Origin of the sequence: Pseudomonas resinovorans NBRC 106553 (assembly GCF_000412695.1) — a bacterium.
GTDB classification, from domain to species: domain Bacteria; phylum Pseudomonadota; class Gammaproteobacteria; order Pseudomonadales; family Pseudomonadaceae; genus Metapseudomonas; species Metapseudomonas resinovorans_A.
In genome coordinates this window covers 5,035,862-5,061,148 of sequence record NC_021499.1, presented here as the reverse complement: position 1 = coordinate 5,061,148, position 25,287 = coordinate 5,035,862, and the positions used below count along the sequence as shown (strand labels likewise).

Here is a 25,287-nt window from a genome sequence, read left to right as displayed (position 1 = left end):
CAGGCCGCCTGGCCCGGAGAGCGTTATGCAGTTCCCCTATCGCAGCCATACGGACATGAACCCGGTGGAGCCATCCGCCATGGTGCTGTTGGTCGACGACCAGGCCATGGTCGGTGAAACGGTGCGGCGGGCACTGGCGGCCGAAGCCGGCATCGATTTCCATTTCTGCGCCGACCCGCTGCAGGCGGTGGCGCTGGCGTTGCAGCTCAAGCCCACGGTGATCCTCCAGGACCTGGTGATGCCCGGCGTCGACGGCCTCAGCCTGTTGGCCGAGTACCGCGCCGTGGCGGCCTTGCGCGACGTGCCGATCATCGTCCTGTCGACCAAGGAGGAGCCGCTGGTGAAGAGCGCCGCCTTCGCCGCCGGGGCCAACGACTACCTGGTCAAGCTGCCCGATGCCATCGAGCTGGTGGCGCGGATCCGCTACCACTCGCGCTCCTTCGTCGCCCTGCAGCAGCGCGACGAGGCCTACCGGGCCCTGCGCGAGAGCCAGCAACAGCTGCTGGAAGCCAATCTGGTGCTGCAGCGGCTGATGAACTCCGACGGCCTGACCGGCCTGTCCAACCGCCGTCACTTCGACGAGTACCTGGACATGGAATGGCGCCGCGCCCTGCGTGAACAGAGTGAGTTGTCGTTGCTGATGATCGACGTCGACCACTTCAAGCCCTTCAACGACAACTTCGGCCACGTGGCCGGCGACGAGGCCCTGCGTCGCGTGGCCGACGCCATTCGCGCCTCCTGCAGCCGCTCCACCGACCTGGCGGCGCGCTACGGCGGCGAGGAATTCGCCATGATCCTGCCGGGCACCGCCGCTGGCGGCGCGCGCCTGCTGGCGGAGAAGGTGCGGCGTACCGTGGAGGCCCTGGGCATCCCCCATGACTCGCCGGCGCCCGGCTCCGTGCTGAGCATCAGCATCGGCGTCGCCACCCTGACCCCCAAGGCCGGCCAGGCCTCCCTGGTGCTGGTGGATATGGCGGACCAGGGGCTCTACCAGGCGAAGAACAACGGCCGCAACCAGGTGGCCATGGTGGCGGCCGACGCCAGGGCCTGATGGCGCGGGCACCTGCGGGTGCCCCGTGCGTCGCCGGATCGGGGTAAATCAGGATTGGCATGCTTTCGACGGCCGGTGAGTCGGGTATACTCGCCGGCTTTTCCGAAAGTTTTGCCAGCGAGAGCTTCCCGCCATGGAAATCAACCCGATCCTCAATAGCATCAAGGACCTCTCCGATCGCACCCTCTCCATTCGGGGGTATCTTTGACTACGATCAAAAGCATGATCGTCTCGTCGAAGTAAACCGCGAACTCGAAGACCCGAACGTCTGGAACAACCCCGAGTACGCCCAGAACCTTGGCCGCGAACGCGCCCAGCTGGCGCAGATCGTCGAAACCCTGGATGACCTCACCGGTGGCCTGTCCGATTCCCGTGACCTGCTGGACATGGCGGTCGAGGAGAACGACGAAGGCGCGGTGAACGACGTCGCCACCGAAGTCGAGCGCCTGCGCGGGATCCTCGAGGCCCTGGAATTCCGCCGCATGTTCAGCGGCGAGATGGACGCGAACAACGCCTACCTGGACATCCAGGCCGGCTCCGGCGGCACCGAGGCCCAGGACTGGGCCAACATGCTGCTGCGCATGTACCTGCGCTGGGCCGACAAGAACGGCTTCGACGCCACCATCATCGAACTGTCAGAAGGCGAAGTCGCCGGCATCAAGGGCGCCACCGTGCACATCAAGGGCGAGTACGCCTTCGGCTGGCTGCGCACCGAGATCGGCGTGCACCGCCTGGTGCGCAAGAGTCCCTTTGACTCGGGCAACCGCCGCCACACCTCCTTCACCGCGGTATTCGCCTCCCCCGAGATCGACGACAACATCGAGATCGAGATCAACCCGGCGGACCTGCGCATCGACACCTACCGCTCCTCCGGCGCCGGCGGCCAGCACGTGAACACCACCGATTCGGCGGTACGTATCACCCACGTGCCGACCAACACCGTGGTGGCGTGCCAGAACGAACGCTCCCAGCACGCCAACAAGGACACCGCCATGAAGATGCTGCGGGCCAAGTTGTACGAGCAGGAGATGCAGAAGCGCATGGCCGCCTCCCAGGCCCTGGAGGACACCAAGTCCGATATCGGCTGGGGCCACCAGATTCGCTCCTACGTACTCGACCAGTCGCGAATCAAGGACCTGCGTACCGGCGTCGAGCGCAGCGACTGCGACAAGGTGCTGGACGGCGATCTGAACGAATACCTCGAGGCCAGCCTCAAGCAGGGGCTGTAAAGCGCCTGCGCAGGCAATGCCCCGTTGGGAATGGCCTGCGCGCTCTTTGCTTCAACCTTGCGCGATCACTTTTCAAACAGGCGAAGCAACGCCTAACCGGGAACCACCAAGACCATGAGCGACCAACAACTCGACCAGAACGAACTGCAACAGGAAGAAAACAAGCTGATCGCCCAGCGCAAGGAAAAACTTGCCGCCGTGCGTGAGCAGGGGAATGCCTTCCCCAATGACTTCCGCCGCGACAGCTACTGCGCGGACCTGCAGAAACAGTACGTCGACAAGACCAAGGAAGAGCTGGAGGCCGCGGCCATTCCGGTCAAGGTTGCCGGTCGCATCATGCTCAACCGTGGCGCCTTCATGGTGATCCAGGACATGACCGGTCGCATCCAGGTCTACGTCAACCGCAAGACCCTGCCGGAAGAAACCCTGGCGGCGGTCAAGACCTGGGACATGGGCGACATCATCGCCGCCGAGGGCACCCTGGCCCGCTCCGGCAAGGGCGACCTGTACGTCGAAATGACCAACGTGCGCCTGCTGACCAAGTCCCTGCGCCCGCTGCCGGACAAGCACCACGGCCTGACCGACACCGAGCAGCGCTACCGCCAGCGCTACGTCGACCTGATGGTCAACGAGGAAACCCGCAACACCTTCCGCGTGCGTTCCCAGGTCATCGGCCACATCCGCAAGTTCCTCATCGAGCGCGATTTCCTCGAAGTGGAAACCCCGATGCTGCAGACCATCCCCGGTGGCGCCGCGGCCAAGCCCTTCGAAACCCACCACAACGCCCTGGACATGCAGATGTTCCTGCGTATCGCCCCGGAGCTGTACCTAAAGCGTCTGGTGGTCGGTGGCTTCGAGAAGGTCTTCGAGATCAACCGCAACTTCCGTAACGAAGGCGTTTCGACCCGGCACAACCCCGAGTTCACCATGCTCGAGTTCTACCAGGCCTACGCCGACTACGAAGACAACATGGACCTGACCGAGGAGCTGTTCCGCGAGCTGGCGCAACTGGTCCTGGGCAGCACCGACGTGCCCTACGGCGACAAGGTGTTCCACTTCGGCGAGCCCTTCGCACGCCTGTCCGTGTTCGATTCCATCCTCAAGTACAACCCGGACATCACCGCGGCCGACCTGCAGGACATCGACAAGGCCCGCGAGATCGCCAAGAAGGCCGGCGCCAAGGTGCTGGGCTTCGAAGGCCTGGGCAAGCTGCAGGTGATGATTTTCGAAGAGCTGGTGGAGCACAAGCTGGAGCAGCCGCACTTCATCACCCAGTACCCCTTCGAAGTGTCGCCGCTGGCCCGTCGCAACGACGACAACCCGAACGTGACCGATCGCTTCGAGCTGTTCATCGGTGGCCGCGAGATCGCCAACGCCTACTCCGAGCTCAACGACGCCGAAGACCAGGCCGACCGCTTCATGCAGCAGGTCAAGGACAAGGACGCCGGTGACGACGAGGCCATGCACTACGACGCCGACTTCGTCCGCGCCCTGGAGTACGGCATGCCGCCGACCGCCGGTGAAGGCATCGGTATCGATCGCCTTGTGATGTTGCTGACCAATTCGCCGTCTATTCGAGACGTCATCCTGTTCCCGCATATGCGGCCGCAGGCTTGATAGCTCGGAGTTAGAAAAAAACCGCCTTCGGGCGGTTTTTTCTTGGCCGCGTCCTGCCGGCGAACCTTTTGCCACGGCGCGGCTCCTAGATGTCGCTCTTCAGGGTCGAAAGAGCTCATATCACCTGCACCGGCATTGAATAGCCGGATAAATGGTCAACACTTTCACCTTGAGTGAGTTCGGAGGGTTTCCTGTCTTGAATCAGTCGTCCCGCAGTGACAGTGCCGCCCGCGTCGCCAACGCGGTCGCCGAAAGCGTGAAGTACCAAGGCCGCAAGGCCAGCCGCCAGGGCAGCGAACAGCGCCGCCAGGCGATCCTCGATGCCGCCATGCGCATCATCGTCCGCGACGGCGTGCGCGCCGTGCGCCACCGCGCGGTGGCCGCCGAGGCCCAGGTGCCGCTGTCGGCCACCACCTATTACTTCAAGGACATCAACGACCTCATCACCGACACCTTCGCCCAGTTCGTCGAGCGCAGCTCGGCGGTGATGGCGGCCTTCTGGGCCAGCGTGGAGGACGATCTCCAGGCGATGGCGGCGGCCCTCAGCCGTGACGGCGACTCGCGCCGGGCGATGACCGAGCAGATAGTCGAGCTGGCCATCCAGTACGTGCAGAGCCAGTTGCACGAGAACCGCGACCAACTGCTGGCCGAGCACGCGTTCCGCCAGGAAGCGCTGCTCAACGCCGGCCTGCGTAATCTTGCCGACGCACACCGTCGGATACTCTCCCAGGGCGCGGAGCATTTCTTCCAGGTGCTGGGGTCGGCGGAACCGGCCGAAGACGCCAAGGTGTTGACGGCCGTCATTCTGCGGATGGAATATCAGGGCCTTCTCGACGGCGTGGAAAACCTCGACATCGACGAGATGCGAGCCGTCCTGAAACGCTACCTGTACCTGGTGATGGGGCTCTAAGCGCGTAGATCCAACCCCGCCGTGGCGGGGTTTTTCGTTATCACAAGGAGAGCGAGATGAAAGTCTGGCGTGCCGTGGTTGCCCTGTCCTTCCTGCTGTTGGGCGGCTGTCTGGTCACCTTCAAGGACCCCATTCCGGCCAACGAGCCGGCCCCCATCCCCCTGCTCGGGGACTGGACCCGCAAGGACGAATGGGGTGAGCGCCAATACCTGGAGATCAGCCGCTCCGGGTCCAACCTGTACAAGGCCCGCAGCTTCGAGGGCAGCAAGGACAACCTGGAGGGCATGGAGGAGTTCGGCTTCACCGTCGCCCACCATGGCCGCCGCTGGTACCTCTCCGCCGGCTTGCCGAAGAAACTCGGCGCCAACTTCGCCATCGCCGGCTTCGAGCTGACCACCGACAACGAGCTGGTGGTCTACAACCTGGATGTCGAACGCATCGAGCAGGAGCTGCAGGGCGGCGATCTGCAAGGCCAGGTGGTGGAGCTGCCCGACGGCGACGGCGTGCTGATCACCAGCCCGCTGGACGTGGTGTTCGGCTGGCTGGACGACCCGGCCAATTCCGATGTTTTCGTGGAAGTGGCGCGCTACCAGCGTTCCAACCAGGAGTGAGCCGCCGATGAGCCGCCGTAAACTGCCCGACGATTACCAGAAGACCATCCGCGCGCTCTCCGACCGCATCGTCCAGGCGCAGACGCCGATTCGCGTGCTGGACGCGGTGAAGTGGGACGACAGCGTTCGCCAGAGCTTCCTCAAGCACAAGGGCAAGTCCATGCCCGAGGTGGACCGCGCCTACTACGACAGCCGCCCGCTGGCGTTCGATTCGGTGGAAAAGAAGCTGGAGTTCCAGAACATCGAGCGCGACATCACCCGCCACCTGGGCCAGTTCAATCCGGTGGGCCAGATCATGCGGCGCATGTGCAAGGAGTACCGGATGGTGATCCGCATGCTCGAAGCACGCGGCACCGCGGATTTCGGCCTGATCTCCCAGGAGCTCTACGGCGCCGCCTCCGACGCCTTCCACGCCGGCGATCCGACCCTGGCCGACCTTGGCCTGATGCTCTCGGACTACCTGAACAAGATCGACGATCGCGGCGACCTCAAGGACGAACCCAAGACCCTCGCCGCCAAGGATGCCGTGGACATGCTGCAGAGCCGCCTGGGCGCGGTCTTCGGCGATGACACCATCCGCGTCTTCGAGTCCGACGGCATAGTCGCCGACGCCGCGGCGGGCGCCGACTACATCAAGATCCGCGCCGACGCCATGTTCAACGAACGCGACGTGCGCGCCCTGGAGGTCCACGAGGGGCTGGTGCACGTCGGCACCACCCTGAATGGCCAGAACCAGCCGATCTGCACCTTCCTCGCCAAGGGCCCGCCGTCGTCCACCGTGACCCAGGAGGGCCTGGCGATCCTGATGGAAGTGATCGCCTTCGCCTCCTATCCGACCCGCCTGCGCAAGCTGACCAACCGTACCCGGGCCATCCACATGGCGGAGGAGGGGGCCAACTTCCTCGACATCTACCATTTCTACCGCGAGCAGGGGTACAGCATGGAGGAGAGCTACGGCAGCGCCAGTCGCGCCTTCCGTGGCTCGCTGCCGGGGGGCTTGCCCTTCACCAAGGACCTGTCCTACCTGAAGGGTTTCATCCTGATCTACAACTACATCCAGCTCGCCGTGCGCAAGGGCAAGCTGGAGCAGATCCCCCTGCTGTTCTGCGGCAAGACCACCCTGGAAGACACCCGCACCCTGCGCCAACTGGTGGACGAAGGCCTGGTGATACCGCCCAAGTACCTGCCGCCGCAGTTCCGCGACCTCAACGCACTGTCGGCCTGGATGTGCTTCTCCAACTTCCTCAACCACCTGAGCCTGGACCGCATCGAGGCGGACTACGCCAATATCATCTGATGGCCGTGCCGAGCGCCCCGCTTGGGGGCCTCGGCGAACGAATGCCGCGATCCCGTAGGGGCGAATTCATTCGCCAACCAGCCCGCAGGGCTGGCCTGTGATGTTCCAGGAAGGAAATGCACATGCCTGCTTCCCGCCTCTTGCCGCTGCTCCTTGCCGTGCTGTTCCTGCAGGGCTGCAGCTCTCTGCTGTTCTACCCCGACACCTACGTCCCCTTCACCCCGGAAAAAGCCAAGCTGGAGTACCGCGACATCAGCCTGGTGGCCGCCGACGGTACGCACCTGCACGCCTGGTGGCTGCCGGCCAAGCCGGGGGTGGAGGTCAAGGGCACGGTGCTGCACCTGCATGGCAATGGCGGCAATGTCGCCACCCACCTGGGCGGCAGCTGGTGGTTGCCGGCCCAGGGCTACCAGGTGCTGCTGCTGGATTACCGCGGCTATGGCCACTCCGAGGGTTCGCCGAGCCTGCCGGCGCTCTACCAGGATATCGACGCCGCCTTCGCCTGGCTGGACCAGGCGCCGGAGGTGCAGGGCAAGCCGGTGGTGCTTCTGGGCCAGAGCATCGGCGGGGCGCTGGCGGTGCACTACCTGGCCGAACGGCCCGAGCGCAGGGCCAGGCTCAAGGCCCTGGTGCTGGACGGCGTGCCCGCCAGCTACCGCGAAGTGGCGCGCTACAGCCTGGGCAATGTCTGGCTCACCTGGCCGTTGCAGGTGCCGCTGTCCTGGCTGATACCGGACGGGGAGAGCGCCATTCGTGGCATCGGCGCCCTGGAGGGGCTGCCCATGCTGATCTACCACAGCATCGACGATCCGGTGGTACCCCTTTCCAACGGCGTGCGCTTGTATCAAGCTGCGCCCCCGCCGCGGGTGTTCCAGCCGGTCCGCGGTGGCCATGTGCAGACCTTCGCCGACCCCACCTGGCGGCAGGTGATGCTGCTCTACCTCGAAGACCCGAAGGGTTTCGTGGGATTGCGCCGGCTGGCCGAAGTCCCGAATACAGAGAGTCCCCAATGAGCGAACGCAACCCCATCCCGCTGATCCTCACCGGCATCGGCAGCATTGTCGGCACCGTGATGGTGCTCTGGTACTACGGTTACCTGCACTTCGCCAAACCCGAGGACGCCCTGCTGCTGTCCGACTTCACCATGCTCAAGACCATGCCCGGGGAGGACTACAAGGTTTCGCTCGAACCCGCCGCCCAGGTCGCCCAGTGCATCGACGGCGTGCTGGTGCTGTTCGACACCCAGCAGAAGGGCCTGACCGGCGTGCTGGTGGACAACCGCAAGAAGGCCGTGCGCTGCATGGGGCAGGAGACCCCGCAAGAGGTCAAGTAAGGGGCTAGCCTTTGCCAGGGAGGTATCCGTCATGGACCTGAAGATCTGGCAAGGCGACATCACCACACTCGCGGTGGACGCCATAGTCAACGCCGCGAACTCTTCGTTACTGGGCGGTGGCGGCGTCGACGGCGCCATCCACCGCGCCGCCGGCCCCGAACTCCTCGCCCATTGCCGCACCCTTGGCGGCTGCCCCACGGGCGAGGCGCGCATCACCCCCGGCTTTCGCCTGCCGGCGCGCTTCGTGATCCACACGGTTGGGCCGGTCTGGCACGGCGGCGGTCATCGCGAAGCCGAACTCCTCGCCAACTGCTACCGCAACAGCCTGGCCCTGGCCGACGCCGAAGGGCTCGCCAGCATCGCCTTCCCGGCCATCAGCTGCGGGGTGTACGGCTATCCGCTGGAGGCGGCGGCGCGCATCGCGGTGGCCGAACTGAAGCGGCCCAGGCCGTCTGGCAGCAGCCTGAAGGAAGCGCTGTTGGTGGCCTTCGGCGCGGACATGGTGAAGGTCTACCAGGACGCGCTGGCGTTGTAGGAGCGATTTCAATCGCGAAGGGCGCGGGCAGGTGCGAAATCTCCCTCTCCCTTTGGGAGAGGGTTGGGGTGAGGGAAACACCGAGTGGACTCGGACTACCCTCACCCCCGGCCCCTCTCCCGGAGGGAGAGGGGAGAAAGCAGCCGCATCCCGTTGAACACCACCAGCAGGCTGGCGCCCATGTCGGCGAACACCGCCATCCACAGGGTGCCTTCACCCATCAGCGTCAGCACCAGGAAGACCGCCTTGATGCCCAGCGCCAGGCTGATGTTCTGCATCAGCACGCGATGGGTGCGGTGGGACAGGCGGATGAACTGCGGCAGCTTGCGCAGGTCGTCGTCCATCAGCGCCACGCCGGCGGTTTCGATAGCGGTGTCGGTACCGGCGGCGCCCATGGCGAAGCCGATGTCGGCGCGGGCCAGGGCCGGCGCGTCGTTGATGCCGTCGCCGACCATGCCCACCGGCACGCCACCGGCCTGGCGCAGGCCGATCTCCGCCAGCTTGTCTTCGGGCAGCAGGTTGCCGCGCGCGTCATCCACGCCCACCTGATTGGCGATGGCCTGCACCGTGTGCTGGTTGTCGCCGGAGAGCATCAGCGTCTTCACCCCCAGGGCATGCAGTTGGGCTATGGCTTCGCGGCTGCTGTCGCGCAGGGTATCGGCCACGGCGAACAGGGCCAGCACGGCCTGTTCGCTGCACAGCGCCACCACCGTCTTGCCCTGGGCCTCCAGGGCGTCCAGGCGGGCTTCCAGTTGCGCCGAGCAGAGGCCGAGTTCCTCGATCAGGCGGTGATTGCCCAGGTGATAGACGCGGCCTTCGATCAACCCGGTGACGCCCCGGCCGGGCAGGGCGGCCAGGCCGTCCACGGCATAAAGGGCGATGCCGTCGGCTTCCGCGGCGCGGGCCACCGCCTGGGACACCGGGTGGTCGGAACGTGCCGCCAGGCTGGCGGCCAGGGCGCGCGCTTTGCCTGCGGACGGTTGCAGCAACTCCAGGTCGGTCTGCCGAGGGCGGCCTTCGGTCAGGGTGCCGGTCTTGTCCAGGGCGATCCAGGCCAGCTTGCGGCCGAGTTCGAGGAACACCCCGCCCTTGATCAGGATGCCGCCTCGCGCCGCCGCGGCCAGGCCGCTGACGATGGTCACGGGGGTGGAAATCACCAGGGCGCAGGGGCAGGCGATTACCAGCAGCACCAGGGCGCGGTACAGCCAGTCGAGCCAGGCGCCGCCCAGCAGCAGGGGCGGCAGCAGCGCGGTGAACACCGCGATGAGAATCACCACCGGGGTGTAAATGCGCGAGAACTGGTCGACGAAGCGCTGGGTCGGTGCCCGCGAGCCCTGGGCGGCTTCCACGGCGTGGATGATGCGCGCCAGGGTGCTGTCGTCGGTGGCACGGGTGGCGCGGTATTCCAGTTCGCCCTCGCCATTGATGGTGCCGGCGAACAGCGGGTCGCCCAGGTCCTTCTCCACCGGCAGGCTCTCTCCGGTGATGGGCGCCTGGTTGACGCTGGAACGGCCGCCGAGGACTTCGCCATCCAGGGCGATGCGCTCACCGGGGCGCACTCGCAGCCGCGCGCCGGGCTGTACCTCGCGGGCGGGGCGTTCGCGCCATTGGCCGTCTTCGAACACCGTGGCCTGCTCCGGGGCCAGTTGCAGCAGGCCGCGAATGGCGTCGCGCGCCCGCTCCAGGGAGCGGGCCTCGATCAGTTCGGCGATGGCGAACAGCACGCTGACCATGGCCGCTTCCGGCCACTGGCCGATCAGCAGGGCGCCGGTCACGGCGATGCTCATCAGCGCGTTGATGTTCAGGTTGCGGTTCTTCAGGGCGATCCAGCCCTTCTTGTAGGTGGGCAGGCCGGCGCCGAGGATGGCCAGTATGGCCAGGGCGGCGATCACCCACTCGGGCGTGAGATCGAACCATTCGCAGGCTTCCGCCGCCAGGGCGGCGACACCGGCCAGGGCCAGCGGCCACCAGGGCTTCTGCGCCTGGGCGGGGGCCGTGGCGGCGGCGCCTTCGGCCAGCGGCACCGCCTGCATGCCGAGGCTTTCGATCAGCCGCTGCAGGGGCTCGGCGTCGTCGAAGCGGTGGCGCACCCGCAGCAGGCGCTGCATCAGGTTGAATTCCAGCGCCTCGATGGCCGGGACCTTGCCCAGGGCATCGCGGATCAGGCGCTCCTCGGTGGGGCAGTCCATGGCGTCGATGCGCAGGCTGCTCCAGCGCGGCTCGGCGCTGGCAGCGATGGCCGCCAGGTCCGGCGTGGCGGAGCGGGGGGCGTGGTCATGGTCGTGGCAGCAATGGTGGCTCATGGGTCAATTCCTGTTTGACGCTTCGATGGCCATTGCACACCCTGTAGCAACTACAGAGTCAAGCGGAGTCAGGCAATGAAGATCGGCGAACTGGCGACCCTCACCGACTGCCCGGTGGAAACCATCCGTTACTACGAGCGCGAAGGGCTGCTGCCGGCGCCCTCGCGCAGCGCGGGCAACTACCGGCAGTACGACACGGTCCATGTAGAGCGGCTGTCCTTTATCCGCCACTGCCGTTCGCTGGACATGACCCAGGACGAGATCCGCGCGCTGCTGGCCCTGCGCGACCGCCCCGAGGCGGATTGCGCCACGGCCAACCGGCTGATCGACGAGCACCTGCACCATGTGGAAGTGCGCATTACCGAGCTGCTGTCGCTACGCGAGCAATTGCGCGACCTGCGCGCGCGCTGCCGTGGCGAGGGCGCCAGCGAGGCCTGCGGCATCCTCCGCGAACTGGAGCAGCCGGGCCCGCCGCCGGTGGTCAGCGAGGAATGCGCCCACGCCGGGCATTTGCATGTGCCCGGCGTACACCGTCGAGGTCAGTGATTGGTGCTGTCGCGCTGAGCGCTCAGCTGCTGCAGGTAACGGCGGGAAAGGGCCAGGAAGCGCGGCGTCGGCCCGATGTCCTCATAGAGCGGGTCGCCCTGTTCGTCGGTGGCGACCACCTGGCTGCCCTTGACGTAGGGGAAGCTGGCCTCCAGCTCCTCCAGGGCGGCGCCCACCAGTTCGCCGATCAGTTCTTCGACGCTGCGCTTGGGGTACATCTCGGAGAGGGCGGCCAGGCGGGCGGCGGACTCCAGGTCCAGGTGAATGCTGTACTCGCTGCGGGTCAGGCGACCCTTGGCGTTCTGCTCCCAATGGCGGACCAGTTCTCGGATCTTCATAGACACCTCATCCTCTTCCCACGTGGTGGTGGGTGGCTCGAAGCACCGGGCGGTCTTCGCTGCCCGGGAGTCGTCATTCGTGATGGCGGCTAATCTTCAGACTAGCTTGCGGGTGGGGCGGGATACACCGTTCGTCGCACCCTTGTAACTGGATGGCGCCCTCGGCAATCTGGGGGTCGATTCCCATCACGGAGGAAGTGCCATGGCCGAAATAGATGCGCGTCTGCGCGAGGACGTCCACCTGCTCGGCGAGTTGCTCGGCGACACCATCCGCGCCCAGCTGGGCGAGGCCTTCCTGGACAAGATCGAACGCATCCGCAAGGGCGCCAAGGCCGCCCGCCAGGGCTCCGCGCAGGGCGAACGCCAGCTCAACGAGACCCTCGACGGGCTCAGCGACGACGAGCTGCTGCCGGTGGCCCGCGCCTTCAACCAGTTCCTCAACCTGGCCAACATCGCCGAGCAGTACCACCGCATCCGCCGCCGCGGCCCGGATGAGCCGCAGCCCTTCGAGGACCGCGTGCTGGATAACCTGCTGCAACGCCTGCTGGCCGCCGGCCATGGCCCGGAACAGCTGGCCCGCCAGCTCGGGCGGCTGGAAATCGAGCTGGTACTGACCGCCCACCCCACCGAAGTCGCCCGTCGGACCCTGATCCAGAAGTACGACGCCATGGCCGCCCAACTGGCCGCCCAGGATCACGCCGACCTCAGCGCGGCCGAGCGTGACGCGGTGCGCCTGCGCCTCCTGCGGCTGATCGCCGAGGCCTGGCACACCGAGGAGATCCGCCGTATTCGGCCGACCCCGCTGGACGAGGCGAAGTGGGGCTTCGCGGTGATCGAGCATTCCCTCTGGCAGGCGCTGCCCAACGTGTTGCGGCATGTCGACCAGGCCTTGCACGCGGCCACCGGCCTGCGCTTGCCGCTGACCGCCGCGCCCTTGCGCTTCGCCTCCTGGATGGGCGGCGACCGTGACGGCAACCCCAATGTCACCGCCGCCATCAGCCGCCAGGTGCTGTTGCTGGCGCGCTGGATGGCCGCCGACCTCTACCTGCGCGATGTCGACCACCTGGCCGCCGAGCTGTCCATGCAGCAGGCCAGCGACGAGCTGCGGGTGCGCGTGGGCGTTCACCCGGAGCCCTACCGGGCGCTGCTCAAGCAGCTGCGGGACCGCCTGCGGGCCACTCGCACCTGGGCCGAATCTGCGTTGGACGCCGATGTCCCGCCCTGCGCCGAGGTGCTCCACGACAACACCCAGCTGCTGGAACCCCTGGAGCTCTGCTACCACTCGCTGCACGCCTGCGGCATGGGCGTGATCGCCGACGGCGCGCTGCTCGATTGCCTGCGCCGCGCCGCCACCTTCGGGCTGTTCCTGGTGCGCCTGGACATCCGCCAGGACTCCGCGCGCCATGCCGCCGCCCTGGACGAGATCACCGACTACCTGGGCCTGGGCAACTACGCCCAGTGGAGCGAGGAGCAGCGCCTGACCTTCCTCCAGCGCGAACTGGACAATCGCCGGCCCTTGCTGCCGCCGCACTACCGGCCCTCGGCCGACACCGCCGAAGTGCTAGCGACCTGCAAGGTGGTGGCCAACGCGCCGGCCGCTTCCCTCGGCTCCTATGTGATTTCCATGGCCGGTGCGCCCTCGGACGTGCTGGCGGTGCAACTGCTGCTCAAGGAAGCCGGGTTGCAACGCCCGATCCATGTGGTGCCACTCTTTGAAACCCTGGCCGACCTGGACAACGCCGCCCCCGCCATCGACCGCCTGCTCGGCCTGCCGGGCTACCGCGCGCGGTTGCACGGCCCGCAGGAAGTGATGATCGGCTACTCCGACTCGGCCAAGGACGCAGGCACCGTGGCCGCCGCCTGGGCCCAGTACCGCGCCCAGGAACAGCTGGTGGAGGTGTGCCGCGCGCACCAGGTGGAACTGCTGCTGTTCCATGGTCGCGGCGGCACCGTGGGGCGCGGCGGCGGCCCGGCCCACGCGGCCATCCTGTCGCAACCGCCGGGGTCGGTGGCGGGACGTTTCCGCACCACCGAGCAGGGCGAGATGATCCGCTTCAAGTTCGGCCTGCCGGGCATCGCCGAGCAGAACCTCAACACCTACCTGGCGGCCGTGCTGGAAGCCACCCTGATGCCGCCTCCGGAGCCCGAGCCGGCCTGGCGCGCGGCCATGGACCGCCTCGCCGCCGACGGCGTGGCCGCCTATCGCGCCGTGGTGCGCGAGCACCCGCAGTTCGTCGACTACTTCCGCCAGGCCACCCCCGAGCAGGAGCTCGGCCGGCTGCCGCTCGGCAGTCGACCGGCCAAGCGCCGTGCCGGTGGCGTGGAGAGCCTGCGGGCGATCCCCTGGATCTTCGCCTGGACCCAGACCCGCCTGATGCTGCCGGCCTGGCTGGGCTGGGAGGCGGCACTGGCCAATGCCACCCAGCGCGGTGAAACCCGCCTGCTGGCGCGGATGCGCGAACACTGGCCGTTCTTCGCCACGCGCATCGACATGCTGGAAATGGTCCTGGCCAAGGCCGACGCCAATATCGCCGCGCTCTATGACGAACGGCTGGTGCCCGAAGAGCTGGAGCCACTGGGTGTGCAATTGCGCGACCTATTGTCGCAGGCGTGCGCCTCGGTACTGGCTCTGACCGGCCAGTCCGAACTGCTGGCGGCGAGTCCGGAGACCCGCGAGGCCATCAGCGTGCGCAATACCTACCTGGACCCGCTGCACCTGCTCCAGACCGAGCTCCTGGCCCGTTCCAGGCGCAGTGAGCAGCATGTCGAAGGCCCTCTGGAACAGGCCCTGCTGGTGAGCGTGGCGGGCATCGCGGCGGGTCTCCGGAACACCGGATGAGGCCGGTTTCCCCCGTACTTCCGGCGTCTTGTGCGCTATAGGGGCGCTGTGTATCTTGAACGTCCTTTTTGGCCCGTCAGCGACGCCGAAACCTATTCTGAGATTGGCCCCACGAGGCGAATCCGACCGATCTGAAAATAAAATTTTTGAGGAGCACATCGATGCGCGTGATTCTGCTGGGGGCCCCTGGTGCCGGCAAAGGTACTCAAGCCGGCTTCATCACCAAGAAGTTCGGCATTCCGCAAATTTCCACCGGCGACATGCTGCGCGCAGCGGTCAAGGCCGGCACCGAGCTCGGCCTGCAGGCCAAGAGCGTGATGGATGCCGGTGGCCTGGTGTCCGATGACCTGATCATCAACCTGGTCAAGGAACGCATCGCCCAGGCCGACTGCGCCAACGGTTTCCTCTTCGACGGTTTCCCGCGCACCATTCCCCAGGCTGAAGCCATGAAGGAAGCCGGCGTGAGCATCGACCACGTGGTCGAGATTGCCGTGGACGACGAGGAAATCGTCGGCCGCATCGCCGGCCGCCGTGTACACCCGGCTTCCGGTCGCGTCTACCACACCGAGCACAACCCGCCGAAGGTCGCCGGCAAGGACGACGTCACCGGCGAGGACCTGATCCAGCGCGACGACGACAAGGAAGAGACCGTGCGTCATCGCCTGTCCGTCTACCACTCGCAGACCAAGCCGCTGGTGGACTTCTACCAGAAGCTCTCCGCCGCCGAAGGCACCCCGAAGTACAGCGCCATCGCTGGCGTGGGCTCGGTGGAGGAGATCACCGGCAAGGTGCTGGCCGCTCTCAGCTGAGTGATCGCCTGTACCTGACCAACGGCCCGCTTGCGGGCCGTTGGTGTTTCTGGAGGGCGAGGGTCCCTGTTGGGTTTGGCTGCGCGAATAGCCGTAGGTTGGGCAGAGCTGCGCGAAGCCCAACGTAGCGATGGTGATCCGGAATCGTTGGGCTTCGCTTCGCTCTGCACCAACCTACGATTCAGTCCTATCTCTCCTCTTCAGGGAGAGGGTTGTTCAGGTATGAGCCAACACCCCGGCAATCCCCGCAGAACCGTTTATAATGCCCGCCTTTTTTCCACCGCCTGGACCTCTCGATGACCACTCTGCTGGCCCTGGATACCGCCACCGAAGCCTGCTCCGTCGCCCTGCTGCATGACGGCAAGGTGCTCAGTCACTACGAGGTGATCCCGCGCCTGCACGCCCAGCGTCTGCTGCCGATGATCCAGACCCTGCTGGGCGACGCCGGTGTGCCCCTGGCGGCGGTGGATGCCATTGCCTTCGGCCGAGGCCCCGGCGCCTTCACCGGCGTGCGCATCGCCATCGGTGTCGTGCAGGGCCTGGCCTTCGCCCTGGATCGTCCGGTGCTGCCGGTGTCCGACCTGGCCGTGCTGGCCCAGCGCGCCCACCGCGAGCAGGGCGCCCAGCAGGTGGCATCGGCCATCGACGCACGCATGGACGAGGTCTACTGGGGCTGCTACCGCCTGGAGGCCGGCGAAATGCGCCTGGCCGGCGTGGAAGCGGTGCTGCCGCCGGAGCAGGCCCAGCTGCCCCGAGACGCCAGTGGCGACTGGTACGGCGCCGGTACCGGCTGGGGCACCTTCGCCGCGCGGATTCCGGTGCAGGTCAGCGGTCAATCGCCGGCCCTGCTGCCCCACGCCGAAGACCTGCTGACCCTGGCCCGCTTCGCCTGGGCCCGCGGCGAGGGCCTGGCCGCCGATCAGGCGCAACCGGTCTACCTGCGCGACAACGTCGCCACACCCAAGGCGCCGCAGTAGAATCGTCCTGATCCCTAGGCCCCGGATTGCCAAGCCGGGGCCGGACGGCTAGAGTCCGGCGGCAATCATCTCGAAATGCCAGCACTGCCGAGCAGTAACCGATGCGCATCGACGGCTTCACCTCTTCCTATCCGCTGGAACGCAGCCCCCGTCAGGGCAGCGCGGTCACGCCTTTCCGCGAGATCCAGCGCGAGGCCGAGGCGCGCCGCGAGCAGCCGGGTACGCCGTCGTCCACCCAGGGTTTCGAGCAGGCCCCTCAGCCCCGTCGGGTGCAGGCCGGCAATGCCTCCGGCGACAGCCTGCCGGTGCGTCCGCAGGACCTGATCCAGCAGCAACGCAGCATCAGCAATCGCGCGGCCCAGGCCATCGCCAGCTACAGCACCACCGCCCAGTTCGTTGCCGACTACGACGCCCCCGAAGTCCTCGGCCTCGACCTCTACGCCTGATGCTTCCCTATCACCTCGGCTGCCCGTCCTGGAACGAGCCGGCCTGGCGCGGCAGCTTCTATCCCGCCGACCTGCGTCCCGCCGACACCCTCGAGCACTACTGCCGGGTGTTCAACGCCGTGGAAGGCAACACCACCTTCTACGCCCGGCCTTCCGTCGAGACCTTGCAGCGTTGGGCGCGGACCATGCCGGACGGCTTCCGCTTCTGCGCCAAGGTACCGCGCGACATCAGCCACGAAGGCGACCTGCGCGAGCAGGTCGATGCCACCGCCGCCTTTCTCCAGTTGCTTGCGCCGTTGGCTGAGCGCCTGGCGCCGCTCTGGCTGCAGCTGCCGGCGGCGTTCGGACCCGCCCGACTGGGCGAGCTGGCGGCCTGGCTGGATGAGTTCAGTCAACAGAGCGTTGCCGTGGAAGTGCGCAACCCGGCGTTCTTCGACAAGAGTGATGCCGAACGGGCGCTCAATCGGCTGTTGCAGGAGCGCGGGGTGGAGCGTATCTGCCTGGACTCTCGGGCACTGTTCGCCTGCACGTCGCGAGACCCGGCGGTGCTCCATGCGCAATCGAAGAAGCCCCGGGTGCCGGTGCGCCCCGCGGCTTTCAGCGCCAGCCCGCAGGTGCGCTTCATCGGCGGGCCGGACCTGGACGCCAACCAGGCCTTCCTCGAACCCTGGCTGGACAAGGTGGCCGGCTGGATCGAGCAGGGCCTGACCCCCAGCGTCTTCCTGCATACCCCGGACAATCACCTGGCCGCTGCCCAGGCCCTGCGCTTCCACACCTCGCTGCGCGAGCGCCTGCCGGGATTGCCGGAGCTGGATGTACCGCCACCGCCAGCGGAGCAGCTCGGCCTGCTCTGAGAACGGTATGCCCTGTAGGAGCGAGCTCTGCTCGCGAAGCGGTTCGCGAGCAGAGTTCGCTCCTACGAAGGTAGGCCTGGGCTAGGCTAGAGCCTCTGCCCATGGAACCGGAGCCTGCCATGACTTCCCAAGCGCAACGTGGCGAAGCCTTCGCCGCCCTGCACCGCACCCCCGGCCTGTTCGTCCTGCCCAATCCCTGGGATGCCGGCTCGGCCAAGATGCTCGCCCATCTGGGCTTTTCCGCCCTGGCCACCACCAGTGCGGGCCTGGCGTTCGCCCTGGGTCGCCGCGACGCCGAAGGCAATGTCTCCCGTGACGAGGCCCTGGCCAACGCCCGCGACATAGTCGAGGCGACCCCCTTGCCGGTGGTGGCAGACCTGGAGAACGGCTATGGCGACCGCCCCGAGGACTGCGCGGCGACCATCCGTGCGGCCGCCGCCGTCGGCCTCGTCGGAGGCTCGATCGAAGACGCCAGTGGCCGCGCCGATGAGCCGATCTACTCCCTGGAACTGTCTGTGGAGCGCATCCGCGCAGCGGTGGAGGCGGCTCGCGGGCTGGGCTTCCCCTTCACCCTGGCGGCGCGGGCGGAGAACTTCCTCCATGGTCGGCCCGACCTGGACGATACCCTGCGCCGCCTGGTGGCCTATGCCGAGGCCGGCGCCGATGTGCTCTACGCGCCGGGCCTGACCACCCGCGAACAGATCAGCGAAGTGGTGCACGCCGTGGCGCCGCGGCCGGTGAACGTGCTGGTGGGCTCGCCCAACCTGCGGCTGGGGCTCGAGGAACTGGCCGAGCTCGGGGTCAAGCGGGTCAGCGTCGGCTCCAACCTCGCGCGGGTGGCCTATGGCGCCTTCTTCCAGGCGGCGCGGGCGCTGAGCCAGGGCGACTTGGCGGCCATGGGGCAGGCCATGCCCTTCGACCGTATCAACGACCTGTTCCGCTGAGGCAGTTTTGCGGCGAGTCTTCCTGGGCCTCACAGGGCTGGCGCTGCTGCTGTTGGCGACGGTCCTGGAGCGGGAGTGGCGGCTGCAATTGCCGCCGCGCTGGAATCCCTGGGCGCCGCTGGACGTGGCCGAGGCACCGAACTGGGTGACCCGCTTCAAGCTGGCGCGCCTGCGGCGCGATCCCGCGCTCTGTCGACAGGCGCTGGCCAGCTCGTCCCTGCACCAGGTGGCCGTGCCGGACAGCTCACCGGTGGCCGGTTGCCCGATAGCCAACAGCGTGCGCATCAGCAGTTCGGAGCTGGCCTTCAGCAGCAGCTTCGTCGCCACCTGCGAACTGGCGGTGGCCTTCGCCCTGTTCGAGTGGCATGGCCTGCAGCCCGCCGCGCGGGAGGTGTTCGGCCAGCCGGTGACGGCCATCGACCATCTGGGCAGCTTTGCCTGCCGCAGCATCGGCGGCAGCCAGCGCCGCAGCCAGCATGCGTCGGCCAACGCGCTGGACATCGCCGGCTTCCGCCTGGCCGACGGTCGGCGCATCAGCGTGGCGCGGCATTGGGACGGGGAGGGCGCCGAGGCGCGTTTCCTGCGCCTGGTGCGGGACGCCGCCTGCACACACTTCAGCGTCACCCTCGGCCCGGATTACAACGCCGCCCACCGCGACCATTTCCATGTGGACATGGGCCGCTGGCGCCTCTGTCGCTGATGGGGGCGCGAATTGGCGGCGCGGCTCTGGCAGAATGCGCGGGTTTTTTCCGGTCAGGCGTGTGGGTCCATGAGTGAAGAATCTGTCAGGGTGAGGGCCGAGGCCCTCGAGCCGGGCTTTGCCGAGGCGCTGGAGGCCTGGGCCGCGCGCCTGGGGCTGGCCCGCGACGGCGAGGCGGACTTCGCCCTGCAACTGGGCGGGGACGGCTTGCAGCTGCTGCAGCTGGGGCTTGATTCGCCGGGGCCGGTGCGGGTGGATTTCGTCGAGGGCGCGGCCGCGCACCGGCGCAAGTTCGGCGGCGGCAGCGGGCAGATGATCGCCAAGGCGGTCGGCGTGGCATCCGGTATCCGCCCGTCCGTGCTGGATGCCACGGCGGGACTTGGGCGCGATGCCTTCGTCCTTGCCAGCCTGGGCTGCGAGATGACCCTGATCGAACGCCAGCCGCTGATCGCCGCGCTGCTGGAGGATGGCCTGGCCCGTGGCAGCCATGACCTGGAAACCGCCGCCATTGTCGCGCGCATGCGCCTGCTGCAGGGTAACGCCATCGAGCTGATGCGCCAGTGGCAGGGCGAGGCGCCCCAGGTGGTCTACCTCGACCCGATGTTCCCGCACCGGGACAAGAGCGCCCTGGTGAAGAAGGAGATGCGCCTGTTCCGCCCATTGGTGGGCGATGACCAGGATGCCCCGGCGTTGCTGGAGGCCGCCCTGGCCCTGGCCAGCCACCGGGTGGTGGTCAAGCGCCCGCGCAAGGCGCCGATCATCGAAGGCGCCAAGCCGAGCTATGCGCTGGAAGGCAAGTCCAGCCGCTACGACATCTATCCGAAGAAGAAACTGGGGAGCTGAGCGCCCCCGGCGCTGGCGGCGAGGACACTACCCGGCCGTCATCAGGGCGCGTACGCCCTGATGAACAGTTCCACCACTTCCCGTACGTGCTGCTCGTTTTCCTGGTCATCCTGGGGTGTGCAGCAACCGATCAGCATGCGGAAATTGTGGCCGCCCTTGATCAGGCAGAAGAAGTGCTCGGCGGCATTCACCGGCACCTCGATGCGCAGCTTGCCGGCCTGGTTGGCCTGGGTCAGCAGGCCCGTCATCTCTTGCAGCAGCTGCAGCGGCCCCGCTTCGTAGAACAGGCGCGCCAGCTTCGGGTCCTGGCTGGCCGTGGCCACCATGACCCGGTGCAGCTCCAGGGATTCCTGGCTGTTGATCAGCCGCTGAAAGTTCTCGCCAACGTTCAGCAGCACGCTCTCGATGCTGGCGCCCGCCGGTAGCTCGAACAGCAGCTCCGGCATCTGCTCCTCGCACTTGGCCTTCACCGCCGCACAGAACAGCGTCTCCTTGTCGGTGAAATGGCTGTACACGGTCAGCTTGGAAACGCCGGCCTCGGTGGCGATGGCGTCCATGCTGCAACCGTCGTAACCCTTGCTCAGGAACAGGTTCTTCGCGGCTTCGAGAATCGCCTTTCGCTTCGCGAGGTCTTTTGGGCGGCCCGGGCCGCTGGTCGGAAAAGAATTGTCAGACATTTCTCTTTAAATACTGGACTGGTGAGTTTGCTATTTTTACTATACCCCGCAGTATAAATATTCAAACCGCTCTTCGCGAAAGGTCATTCATCATGTTTCGCCATGCCTTGCCCCTCGCTCTTCCCCTTTCCCTTTCCCTCCTGCTGGTGGCTTGCGGTAATAGCGAACCGGTGCACCAGGCCGCGCGGCCCGCGATGGTGGTGCAGCCGGAGCCTGCGGCGGATGCGGTGGATACCTTCCCGGGAGAGGTGCGGGCACGCTACGAGCCCGAGCTGGCCTTCCGGATAGGCGGCAAGGTTTCCCGACGCCTGGTGGACATCGGCGCCCGCGTGAAGAAGGACCAGCCCCTGGCCGAGCTCGACCCGCAGGACGTGCGCCTGCAGCTGGAAGCGTCCCGTGCCCAGGTGGCCGCCGCCGAGGCCAACCTCAAGCTGGTGCAGGCCGAGCGCGACCGCTACCGCACCCTGCTGGACCGCCAGATGATCAGCCACTCCCAGTACGACACCGTGGAGAACCAGTACCGCGCGGGCGCGGCGCGGGTGAAGCAGATCAAGGCCGAGTTCAATGTCGCCAGCAACCAGGCCGCCTACAGCGTGCTGCGGGCGTCCCTGGACGGCGTGATCGCCAGCCGCCGCGCCGAGGTGGGGCAGGTGGTGGCCGCCGGCCAGACCATCTTCACCCTGGCCGCCGACGGCGACCGCGAAGTACTGATCAGCCTGCCGGAACACGCCATCGACCGTTTCAAGGTGGGCCAGGAGGTGGCGGTGGAACTCTGGTCGCTGCCTGACCAGCGTTTCCCGGCGCGCATCCGCGAGCTGTCGCCGGCCGCCGATCCGCAATCGCGCACCTTCGCCGCACGGGTCGCCTTCGACGAGGGCAAGGTGCCTGCGGAGCTGGGCCAGAGCGCCCGGGTGTTCATCCGCAACAACGCGTCGGTGCCCCTGTCCGTACCCCTTTCGGCGCTGACCGCCGAGGCCGGCCAGCCCTATGTCTGGGTGGTCGATCCCAAGGATTCCACGCTCAAGCGCCGCCTGGTTCGCGTCGGCCCCTACGGCGAGGACCGCGTGCCGGTGCTCGAAGGCCTCAAGCCCGACGATTGGGTGGTGGCCGCCGGCGTCCAGGTGCTGCGCGAAGGCCAGCAGGTGCGTCCGGTGGACCGCGCCAACCGTTCGGTGAAGATGCTGGCCAAGGAGTAAGGCGACGTGAATTTCAACCTATCCGCCTGGGCGTTGCAGAACCGCCAGATCGTCCTCTACCTCATGCTGCTGCTGGGCATAGTCGGGGCCATCTCGTACACCAAGCTGGGGCAGAGCGAAGACCCGCCCTTCACCTTCAAGGCCATGGTGGTGCGCACCAACTGGCCGGGCGCCAGCGCCGAGGAAGTCTCCCGCCAGGTCACCGAACGCATCGAGAAGAAGCTGATGGAGACCGGCGAGTACGACAAGATCATCTCGTTCTCGCGCCCCGGCGAGTCCCAGGTGACCTTCATCGCCCGTGACTCCATGCACTCCAAGGAGATCCCCGAGCTCTGGTACCAGGTGCGCAAGAAGATCAGCGACATCCGCCATACCTTGCCGCCGGGTATCCAGGGTCCCTTCTTCAACGACGAATTCGGCACCACCTTCGGCAACATCTACGCGCTGACCGGCGAGGGCTTCGACTACGCCGTGCTCAAGGACTACGCCGACCGCATCCAGCTGCAGCTGCAGCGGGTCAAGGATGTGGGCAAGGTGGAGCTGCTCGGCCTGCAGGACGAGAAGATCTGGATCGAGCTGTCCAACACCAAGCTCGCCACCCTCGGCCTGCCGCTGGCCGCCGTGCAGCAGGCGCTGGAGGCGCAGAACGCGGTGGCCGCCGCCGGTTTCTTCGAAACCGCCAGCGACCGCGTGCAGCTGCGGGTGTCCGGGCGTTTCGATTCGGTGAAGGAGATCCGCGACTTCCCCATCCGTGTCGGGGACCGCACCTTCCGCATCGGCGACGTGGCTGAAGTCCGCCGCGGCTTCAACGACCCGCCGGCACCGCGCATGCGCTTCATGGGCGAGGACGCCATTGGCCTGGCCGTTTCGATGAAGGCCGGTGGCGACATCCTGGTGTTGGGCCAGGCGCTGGAGGCCGAATTCGCGCGCTTGCAGCAGGACCTGCCGGCCGGCATGCAGCTGCGCAAGGTGTCCGACCAGCCGGCGGCGGTGAAGGCCGGGGTCGGTGAGTTCGTCCGGGTGCTCGCCGAGGCCGTGGTGATCGTGCTGCTGGTGAGTTTCTTCTCCCTGGGCCTGCGCACCGGCCTGGTGGTGGCGCTGTCCATCCCGCTGGTGCTGGCGATGACCTTCGCCGTGATGTACTACCTGGGCATCGGCCTGCACAAGATTTCCCTGGGGGCGCTGGTGCTGGCGCTGGGCTTGCTGGTGGACGACGCGATCATCGCGGTGGAGATGATGGCCATCAAGATGGAGCAGGGCTTTGACCGCCTCAAGGCGGCCAGCTTCGCCTGGACCAGCACGGCCTTCCCGATGCTGACCGGCACCCTGATCACCGCCGCCGGTTTCCTGCCCATCGCCACCGCGCAATCGGGCACCGGCGAGTACACGCGCTCGATCTTCCAGGTGGTGACCATCGCCCTGCTGGTGTCCTGGATCGCCGCGGTGGTGTTCGTGCCCTACCTGGGCGACCGCCTGCTGCCGGACCTGGCCAAGCTCCATGCGAAGAAGCATGGCCGCAGCGACAAGGGCCACGACCCCTATGGCACCCCCTTCTACCAACGCGTCCGGCGCGTGGTGGAGTGGTGCGTGCGGCGGCGCAAGACGGTGATCCTGCTGACCCTGGCCGCCTTCGTCGCATCCATCGCCCTGTTCCGTTTCGTGCCCCAGCAGTTCTTCCCGGTCTCCGGGCGCCTGGAGCTGATGGTCGACCTCAAGCTGGGCGAAGGTGCATCCCTGGCCAATACCGAGGCCGAGGTGAAGCGCCTGGAGCAACTGCTCAGCGAGCATCCGGGTGTGGATAACTACGTGGTGTACGTCGGCACCGGCTCGCCGCGCTTCTACCTGCCCCTGGACCAGCAGCTGCCTGCGGCGAGCTTCGCCCAGTTCGTGGTGCTGGCCAAATCCATCGAAGCCCGCGAGGAAATCCGCAGCTGGCTGATCCAGGTGCTGAACGACGATTTCCCGATCCTGCGTAGCCGCATTTCGCGCCTTGAGAACGGTCCGCCTGTCGGTTACCCGGTGCAGTTCCGCGTGTCCGGCGAGCACATCGAGGAAGTCCGCGCCTTGGCCCGCAAGGTGGCGGACAAGGTGCGCGAGAACCCCCATGTGGTGAACGTGCACCTGGACTGGGAAGAGCCGAGCAAGGTGGTGCGGCTGAACATCGACCAGGACCGCGCCCGCGCCATGGGCGTGACCACGGCCGACCTGTCGCGCTTCCTGCAGAGCTCGCTGACCGGTGCGCCCGTCAGCCAGTTCCGCGAGGACAACGAACTGATCGAGATCCTCCTGCGCGGTACCATCCGCGAGCGCCAGGAACTGGCCCTGCTGCCGAGCCTGGCGGTACCGACGGACAACGGCCGCAGTGTGCCCCTGTCGCAGATCGCCACCCTGGAGTACGGCTTCGAGGAAGGCATCATCTGGCACCGCAACCGCCTGCCGACGGTGACCGTGCGCGCCGACATCTACGACAAGTCGTTGCCGGCCAGCCTGGTCAAGGAGATCTCGCCGACCCTGGACCCGATCCGCGCCGAACTGCCCAACGGCTACCTGATGGAAGTGGGCGGCACCGTGGAAGACTCGGGGCGTGGGCAGCGCTCGGTGAACGCGGGCATACCGCTGTTCATAGTGGTGGTGCTGACCCTGCTGATGCTGCAGTTGAAGAGCTTCTCGCGTTCGGCCATGGTGTTCCTCACCGCGCCCCTGGGCCTGATCGGGGTCACCCTGTTCCTGCTGGTGTTCCGTCAGCCCTTCGGCTTCGTGGCCATGCTCGGCACCATCGCGCTGTCGGGGATGATCATGCGTAACTCGGTGATCCTGGTAGACCAGATCGAGCAGGACATCGCCGCGGGCCTGGATCGCTGGCACGCCATCATCGAAGCCACGGTGCGGCGCTTCCGGCCCATCGTGCTCACCGCCCTGGCGGCTGTGCTGGCGATGATCCCGCTGTCGCGCAGCGTGTTCTTCGGCCCCATGGCCGTGGCCATCATGGGTGGTCTGATCGTCGCCACCGCCCTGACCTTGCTGTTCCTGCCGGCGCTGTATGCCGCCTGGTTCCGGGTCAAACCGGTGGAAGCGGAGCAGCCACGAGCGGTGGCGGCACCGGACGCCCAGCCCAGCCACTGATGAAAAAGGCCCCGCAAGGGGCCTTTTCTTTGGTGTGTGTGGGAGATGGTAGGGAAGCAGAGCGTAGGAAGGGTTGAGCGGAGCGATACCCATGCGGAAGGAGTCGATG

Annotated in this window: 23 protein-coding genes; 20 read left to right on the top strand and 3 right to left on the bottom strand. The window is 67.0% G+C overall.

What is annotated here, in order from left to right:
• The first annotated feature begins 25 nt into the window (after positions 1 to 25).
• The 9 genes from PCA10_RS22780 (at position 26) to PCA10_RS22740 (ending at position 8,583) form a co-directional block, all read left to right on the top strand.
• Positions 26 to 1,051, top strand: coding sequence for a diguanylate cyclase (locus PCA10_RS22780; RefSeq protein ID WP_016494445.1), 1,026 nt, complete (start codon positions 26 to 28; stop codon positions 1,049 to 1,051).
• Positions 1,052 to 1,184: 133 nt separating this feature from the next.
• A protein-coding gene (gene prfB / locus PCA10_RS29850) for a peptide chain release factor 2 (RefSeq protein ID WP_144276998.1) occupies positions 1,185 to 2,280 on the top strand; the annotation gives its coding sequence in 2 pieces (ribosomal slippage) (positions 1,185 to 1,256 and positions 1,258 to 2,280; 1,095 coding nt in all).
• A 114-nt stretch (positions 2,281 to 2,394) separates the two neighbouring features.
• Positions 2,395 to 3,897: a lysine--tRNA ligase gene (lysS, locus tag PCA10_RS22770; protein WP_016494443.1), complete on the top strand. Its 1,503-nt coding sequence runs from the start codon at positions 2,395 to 2,397 to the stop codon at positions 3,895 to 3,897.
• Positions 3,898 to 4,093: 196 nt separating this feature from the next.
• On the top strand, positions 4,094 to 4,807 hold the full coding sequence (locus tag PCA10_RS22765; RefSeq protein WP_016494442.1) for a TetR/AcrR family transcriptional regulator: 714 nt from the start codon (positions 4,094 to 4,096) through the stop codon (positions 4,805 to 4,807).
• Between the two features lie 56 nt (positions 4,808 to 4,863).
• A complete protein-coding gene (locus PCA10_RS22760) occupies positions 4,864 to 5,418 on the top strand; it encodes a hypothetical protein (RefSeq protein WP_016494441.1) in 555 nt (184 codons plus the stop codon).
• Between the two features lie 7 nt (positions 5,419 to 5,425).
• Positions 5,426 to 6,715, top strand: a complete 1,290-nt coding sequence (locus PCA10_RS22755) for a flavohemoglobin expression-modulating QEGLA motif protein (protein ID WP_016494440.1) — start codon at positions 5,426 to 5,428, stop codon at positions 6,713 to 6,715.
• A gap of 116 nt (positions 6,716 to 6,831) precedes the next feature.
• Complete coding sequence (locus tag PCA10_RS22750) at positions 6,832 to 7,728, top strand: alpha/beta hydrolase (RefSeq protein WP_016494439.1); 897 nt, start codon at positions 6,832 to 6,834, stop codon at positions 7,726 to 7,728.
• The gene (locus PCA10_RS22745; protein WP_016494438.1) at positions 7,725 to 8,048 is read left to right on the top strand and encodes a hypothetical protein; all 324 of its coding nucleotides are present in this window, start codon (positions 7,725 to 7,727) and stop codon (positions 8,046 to 8,048) included. The genes PCA10_RS22750 and PCA10_RS22745 overlap by 4 nt, the downstream gene beginning before the upstream one ends.
• Before the next feature lie 31 nt (positions 8,049 to 8,079).
• The gene (locus PCA10_RS22740) at positions 8,080 to 8,583 is read left to right on the top strand and encodes an O-acetyl-ADP-ribose deacetylase (protein WP_016494437.1); all 504 of its coding nucleotides are present in this window, start codon (positions 8,080 to 8,082) and stop codon (positions 8,581 to 8,583) included.
• Positions 8,584 to 8,684: 101 nt separating this feature from the next.
• On the opposite strand, the gene PCA10_RS22735 is transcribed toward PCA10_RS22740, so the two are convergent.
• Entirely contained in the window at positions 8,685 to 10,886 is a 2,202-nt protein-coding gene (locus PCA10_RS22735; protein WP_016494436.1) for a heavy metal translocating P-type ATPase, read from the bottom strand.
• A gap of 75 nt (positions 10,887 to 10,961) precedes the next feature.
• Here PCA10_RS22735 and cadR point away from each other — a divergent pair, with 75 nt between their 5' ends.
• Positions 10,962 to 11,432, top strand: a complete 471-nt coding sequence (gene cadR / locus PCA10_RS22730) for a Cd(II)/Pb(II)-responsive transcriptional regulator (protein ID WP_016494435.1) — start codon at positions 10,962 to 10,964, stop codon at positions 11,430 to 11,432.
• On the opposite strand, the gene PCA10_RS22725 is transcribed toward cadR, so the two are convergent.
• Positions 11,426 to 11,770 carry a hypothetical protein gene (locus PCA10_RS22725; RefSeq protein ID WP_016494434.1) on the bottom strand — a complete coding sequence of 115 codons (345 nt, stop codon included), beginning with the start codon at positions 11,768 to 11,770 and terminating at the stop codon, positions 11,426 to 11,428. The genes cadR and PCA10_RS22725 overlap by 7 nt on opposite strands.
• A 202-nt stretch (positions 11,771 to 11,972) precedes the next feature.
• Between PCA10_RS22725 and ppc the strand changes: the two genes are divergently transcribed.
• The 8 genes from ppc to PCA10_RS22685 all read left to right on the top strand — a co-directional run bounded on the left by ppc (position 11,973) and on the right by PCA10_RS22685 (position 20,182).
• On the top strand, positions 11,973 to 14,609 hold the full coding sequence (gene ppc, locus PCA10_RS22720; RefSeq protein ID WP_016494433.1) for a phosphoenolpyruvate carboxylase: 2,637 nt from the start codon (positions 11,973 to 11,975) through the stop codon (positions 14,607 to 14,609).
• A 161-nt stretch (positions 14,610 to 14,770) separates the two neighbouring features.
• Positions 14,771 to 15,418: an adenylate kinase gene (gene adk / locus PCA10_RS22715; protein WP_016494432.1), complete on the top strand. Its 648-nt coding sequence runs from the start codon at positions 14,771 to 14,773 to the stop codon at positions 15,416 to 15,418.
• A 296-nt stretch (positions 15,419 to 15,714) separates the two neighbouring features.
• Positions 15,715 to 16,395 (top strand): tRNA (adenosine(37)-N6)-threonylcarbamoyltransferase complex dimerization subunit type 1 TsaB, encoded by a 681-nt coding sequence (tsaB, locus tag PCA10_RS22710; protein WP_016494431.1) that lies wholly within the window; start codon positions 15,715 to 15,717, stop codon positions 16,393 to 16,395.
• Positions 16,396 to 16,496: 101 nt separating this feature from the next.
• Entirely contained in the window at positions 16,497 to 16,841 is a 345-nt protein-coding gene (locus tag PCA10_RS22705; protein ID WP_016494430.1) for a hypothetical protein, read from the top strand.
• Complete coding sequence (locus PCA10_RS22700) at positions 16,841 to 17,695, top strand: DUF72 domain-containing protein (protein WP_016494429.1); 855 nt, start codon at positions 16,841 to 16,843, stop codon at positions 17,693 to 17,695. The genes PCA10_RS22705 and PCA10_RS22700 overlap by 1 nt, the downstream gene beginning before the upstream one ends.
• Positions 17,696 to 17,814: 119 nt before the next feature.
• Entirely contained in the window at positions 17,815 to 18,639 is an 825-nt protein-coding gene (locus PCA10_RS22695) for an isocitrate lyase/PEP mutase family protein (protein ID WP_041770930.1), read from the top strand.
• A 7-nt stretch (positions 18,640 to 18,646) separates the two neighbouring features.
• Positions 18,647 to 19,339, top strand: coding sequence for an extensin-like domain-containing protein (locus PCA10_RS22690; protein WP_016494427.1), 693 nt, complete (start codon positions 18,647 to 18,649; stop codon positions 19,337 to 19,339).
• 69 nt (positions 19,340 to 19,408) lie between these two features.
• Positions 19,409 to 20,182 (top strand): class I SAM-dependent methyltransferase, encoded by a 774-nt coding sequence (locus PCA10_RS22685; protein ID WP_041770411.1) that lies wholly within the window; start codon positions 19,409 to 19,411, stop codon positions 20,180 to 20,182.
• Between the two features lie 41 nt (positions 20,183 to 20,223).
• On the opposite strand, the gene PCA10_RS22680 is transcribed toward PCA10_RS22685, so the two are convergent.
• Positions 20,224 to 20,859: a TetR/AcrR family transcriptional regulator gene (locus tag PCA10_RS22680; RefSeq protein WP_016494425.1), complete on the bottom strand. Its 636-nt coding sequence runs from the start codon at positions 20,857 to 20,859 to the stop codon at positions 20,224 to 20,226.
• Between the two features lie 92 nt (positions 20,860 to 20,951).
• Between PCA10_RS22680 and PCA10_RS22675 the strand changes: the two genes are divergently transcribed.
• Positions 20,952 to 22,055, top strand: coding sequence for an efflux RND transporter periplasmic adaptor subunit (locus tag PCA10_RS22675; protein ID WP_016494424.1), 1,104 nt, complete (start codon positions 20,952 to 20,954; stop codon positions 22,053 to 22,055).
• 6 nt (positions 22,056 to 22,061) lie between these two features.
• Positions 22,062 to 25,178, top strand: a complete 3,117-nt coding sequence (locus PCA10_RS22670; protein ID WP_016494423.1) for an efflux RND transporter permease subunit — start codon at positions 22,062 to 22,064, stop codon at positions 25,176 to 25,178.
• The last annotated feature ends 109 nt before the right edge of the window (positions 25,179 to 25,287 follow it).

What these genes read in the sequence shown, in the direction of transcription:
- PCA10_RS22740 (WP_016494437.1), top strand. Translation starts at nt 8,080, where the DNA reads ATGGACCTGAAGATCTGGCAAGGCGACATCACCACACTCGCGGTGGAC.
- PCA10_RS22685 (WP_041770411.1), top strand. Translation starts at nt 19,409, where the DNA reads ATGAGTGAAGAATCTGTCAGGGTGAGGGCCGAGGCCCTCGAGCCGGGC.
- PCA10_RS22725 (WP_016494434.1), bottom strand. Translation starts at nt 11,770, where the DNA reads ATGAAGATCCGAGAACTGGTCCGCCATTGGGAGCAGAACGCCAAGGGT.
- PCA10_RS22755 (WP_016494440.1), top strand. Translation starts at nt 5,426, where the DNA reads ATGAGCCGCCGTAAACTGCCCGACGATTACCAGAAGACCATCCGCGCG.
- PCA10_RS22675 (WP_016494424.1), top strand. Translation starts at nt 20,952, where the DNA reads ATGTTTCGCCATGCCTTGCCCCTCGCTCTTCCCCTTTCCCTTTCCCTC.
- PCA10_RS22695 (WP_041770930.1), top strand. Translation starts at nt 17,815, where the DNA reads ATGACTTCCCAAGCGCAACGTGGCGAAGCCTTCGCCGCCCTGCACCGC.
- ppc (WP_016494433.1), top strand. Translation starts at nt 11,973, where the DNA reads ATGGCCGAAATAGATGCGCGTCTGCGCGAGGACGTCCACCTGCTCGGC.
- adk (WP_016494432.1), top strand. Translation starts at nt 14,771, where the DNA reads ATGCGCGTGATTCTGCTGGGGGCCCCTGGTGCCGGCAAAGGTACTCAA.
- PCA10_RS22780 (WP_016494445.1), top strand. Translation starts at nt 26, where the DNA reads ATGCAGTTCCCCTATCGCAGCCATACGGACATGAACCCGGTGGAGCCA.
- PCA10_RS22760 (WP_016494441.1), top strand. Translation starts at nt 4,864, where the DNA reads ATGAAAGTCTGGCGTGCCGTGGTTGCCCTGTCCTTCCTGCTGTTGGGC.
- PCA10_RS22680 (WP_016494425.1), bottom strand. Translation starts at nt 20,859, where the DNA reads ATGTCTGACAATTCTTTTCCGACCAGCGGCCCGGGCCGCCCAAAAGAC.
- lysS (WP_016494443.1), top strand. Translation starts at nt 2,395, where the DNA reads ATGAGCGACCAACAACTCGACCAGAACGAACTGCAACAGGAAGAAAAC.
- PCA10_RS22700 (WP_016494429.1), top strand. Translation starts at nt 16,841, where the DNA reads ATGCTTCCCTATCACCTCGGCTGCCCGTCCTGGAACGAGCCGGCCTGG.
- tsaB (WP_016494431.1), top strand. Translation starts at nt 15,715, where the DNA reads ATGACCACTCTGCTGGCCCTGGATACCGCCACCGAAGCCTGCTCCGTC.
- cadR (WP_016494435.1), top strand. Translation starts at nt 10,962, where the DNA reads ATGAAGATCGGCGAACTGGCGACCCTCACCGACTGCCCGGTGGAAACC.
- PCA10_RS22745 (WP_016494438.1), top strand. Translation starts at nt 7,725, where the DNA reads ATGAGCGAACGCAACCCCATCCCGCTGATCCTCACCGGCATCGGCAGC.
- PCA10_RS22705 (WP_016494430.1), top strand. Translation starts at nt 16,497, where the DNA reads ATGCGCATCGACGGCTTCACCTCTTCCTATCCGCTGGAACGCAGCCCC.
- PCA10_RS22750 (WP_016494439.1), top strand. Translation starts at nt 6,832, where the DNA reads ATGCACATGCCTGCTTCCCGCCTCTTGCCGCTGCTCCTTGCCGTGCTG.
- PCA10_RS22735 (WP_016494436.1), bottom strand. Translation starts at nt 10,886, where the DNA reads ATGAGCCACCATTGCTGCCACGACCATGACCACGCCCCCCGCTCCGCC.